The organism is Nocardioides sp. (assembly GCF_036401255.1).
GTDB lineage: Bacteria > Actinomycetota > Actinomycetes > Propionibacteriales > Nocardioidaceae > Nocardioides.
On the sequence record NZ_DASWVI010000282.1, the window covers coordinates 1 to 1,722 of the forward strand.

General features: G+C 74.2%; 2 protein-coding genes. One reads left to right on the forward strand and one right to left on the reverse strand.

The features are described 5' to 3' along the window. Window positions 1-805, reverse strand: an 805-nt coding sequence (locus VGD85_RS13315) for a serine/threonine-protein kinase (RefSeq protein ID WP_331063923.1), incomplete at its 3' end; no start/stop codon positions are given. Between the two features lie 130 nt (window positions 806-935). Between VGD85_RS13315 and VGD85_RS13320 the strand changes: the two genes are divergently transcribed. Further along, a complete protein-coding gene (locus tag VGD85_RS13320; protein WP_331063924.1) occupies window positions 936-1,601 on the forward strand; it encodes an HNH endonuclease family protein in 666 nt (221 codons plus the stop codon). Window positions 1,602-1,722: the final 121 nt, after the last annotated feature.

Consider the following 1,722-nt stretch of genomic DNA (forward strand, 5'->3'; position numbering starts at 1 on the left):
CGGCCGCCCGCTGGGCCACCTCGGCGGCCGAGGGGCGATCCGCGGGCTCCCGGGCCAGCATCGAGCCGACCAGCGCGCGCAGTGGCGCGGGCACCGACTCAGGCAGCGGCGGGGCGTCCTCGTGCAGGCGGGCGAGCACCGTGGCGGCCTGGGTGTCGCGGTGGAACGGCGACGAGGCGCTGAGGCTCTGGTGTGCCACCACGCCGAGGCCGAAGACGTCCGAGGCGGACGTCGCGCGCTGGCCGCGGACCTGCTCGGGGCTGAGGTAGTCGGCGCTGCCGATGATCAGGCCGGTCTCGGTGAGCGGCTCCATCTCGTCCGAACGGGCGACGCCGAAGTCGAGCAGCACCGCCCGGCCCTCGGGCGTCATGAGGATGTTCGACGGCTTGAGGTCGCGGTGCACGATGCCGGCGCCGTGCGCGGCGTCCAGGGCCCGCGCGACGTCGGCGACCAGGGCGGCCACCCGGTCGGCCGGCAGCGGGCCCCTCTCGCGCAGCACCTGGGACAGCGGCGTGCCCTCGACGAGCTGCATCACGACGTACGGCGACGGCCCGTCGGCGCCCGGCTCCTCCCCGTAGTCGAAGACCTGGACGATCCCGGGATGGCGCAGCGTGCCCGCGAGTCGTGCCTCGGCGCGGAGGCGCTCGCGGGTGACCTCGTCGACCTCACGCCCCTCGTGGAGCATCTTGACGGCCACCGGGCGGTCGAGTCGGGTGTCGTGCGCACGGTGGACGGCCCCCATCCCGCCCGCGCCGATCCGCTCGACCAGCCGGTACCGGCCGCCGAGGAGCTCACGTGTGTCCACGCGCGGGCGGTACCCACCCGGTCGCACGCCGAACCGTCCCGGAGAGTTCCGCGGTCGTTTCCTTGCCACCGTCGCGCCCGGCGGCGAGGGTCGTCGTACCACCATCGACCAGACCGTCTCGGGAGTCCTCATGGTTCGTCGTCCCCTGCCCACCCTCGGCCTGCTCCTGCTGTACGTCTGGCTGATCGCCACCGTGCTGGTCGCGACGCCCGCGCCGGCCCAGGCCGCCGGGTACTCCGCCTCGCTCACCCAGGCCATCGCCGACCTGCCGACCGCGGCCGAGTCGCGCAGCGGCTACTCCCGCGACCTGTTCCGGCACTGGGTCGACGCCGACGGCGACGGGTGCGACACCCGCGACGAGGTGCTGATCGCCGAGGCCGAGGAGGCGCCGACGGTCGGCGCGAGCTGCGCGCTCTCCGGCGGCCGGTGGTACTCCTACTACGACGGCGTGTCCCAGACCTCCGCCTCGGCACTCGACATCGACCACCTGGTGCCCCTGGCCGAGGCGTGGGACTCCGGCGCCGGCTCGTGGTCCAACGCCACGCGGCAGGCCTACGCCAACGACCTCGGCGACTACCGCACCCTGGTCGGCGTCACCTCCTCGGTGAACCGGTCGAAGGGCGACCAGGACGTCGCGGAGTGGCTGCCGGCCCAGCAGCAGTGCCGCTACCTGCGGGAGTGGGTGGCGGTCAAGCACCGCTGGCGGCTCTCGGTGGACAGCGCGGAGAAGAGCGCGATGACCTCGCTGGCCTCCGGCTGCACCAACAGCACGATCACGGTGACGCTCGCGCGCTGATCGGCCCGTTCGTCGTCCACAGGGCGGCGTGCGGCGGCGTTCTCCCCAGGGCACCAGCGATGTGGCCGGGACCGTCCGTCCGCGCTCCTAGCGTCGCTCGTACGTCGGATCCGCCGGCGTC

Coding starts and splice junctions, on each gene's coding strand:
- VGD85_RS13320 (WP_331063924.1), top strand. CDS start 936: ATGGTTCGTCGTCCCCTGCCCACCCTCGGCCTGCTCCTGCTGTACGTC.